The sequence below is a fragment of the Methylobacterium sp. WL103 genome, assembly GCF_008039885.1.
GTDB lineage: Bacteria > Pseudomonadota > Alphaproteobacteria > Rhizobiales > Beijerinckiaceae > Methylobacterium > Methylobacterium cerastii.
This window is the reverse complement of record NZ_VRUX01001175.1, coordinates 1-656: the sequence shown is the minus strand read 5'-3', so window position 1 is coordinate 656 and position 656 is coordinate 1. Positions and strand designations below refer to the sequence as shown.

At 74.7% G+C, this 656-nt stretch carries 1 protein-coding gene; it reads left to right on the top strand.

Annotated elements, in window-relative coordinates; translation table 11 throughout:
* Positions 1-654, top strand: a 654-nt coding sequence (locus tag FV222_RS28465; protein WP_147816461.1) for a galactosyltransferase-related protein, incomplete at its 5' end; no start/stop codon positions are given.
* Between the last annotated feature and the right edge of the window lie 2 nt (positions 655-656).

The following is a 656-nucleotide window of genomic DNA, read 5'->3' as shown; positions in this document are numbered from 1 at the left end:
GCCCGCAACGCCGGGCGCCGCGCGGCCTCCGGCGACATCCTGGTCTACCTCGACGTCGACTGCATCCCGTCCGCCGGCCTGGTCTCCGAGCTCGCCGCGGCCGTGTCCGGGCATGACGGGCTGATCTGCTGCGAGATCCGCTACCTGCCCGGCGGCGCGGTCGCGGACGGCTGGACCGAAGCCGGCCTCGACCGGGTCGGGCACCGCCATCCCGCGCGGCTCTTCCCGGAGGCCGGCGTGATCCCGGCGCCGCAGCCCGGCCTGTTCTGGTCGCTGGCCTTCGCGGTGCGGGCGGCGACCTACGACCGCGTCGGCGGCTTCGACGAGGGGTTCACCGGCTACGGCGCCGAGGACACAGACCTCGCCTTCCGGGCGGAGCGGGCCGGGGTGCCGGTGCTGTTCGCGGGTGGGATGCACGCCTTCCACCAGCACCACCTGTCGTGCGACCCGCCGCTGCAGCACTTCTCCGACATCGTCGCCAACGCCCGGCGCTTCCACGACCGCCACGGGATCTGGCCGATGGACGGCTGGCTCGACGCCTTCGCCGAACTCGGGCTGGTGGAGGCCGACCGAGGCGGCGGACTCACCGTTCTGCGGCAGCCGACCGAGGCCGAGATCGCGGCCGCGCAAGTGCCGGCGCACCGGCCGTTCTGAGG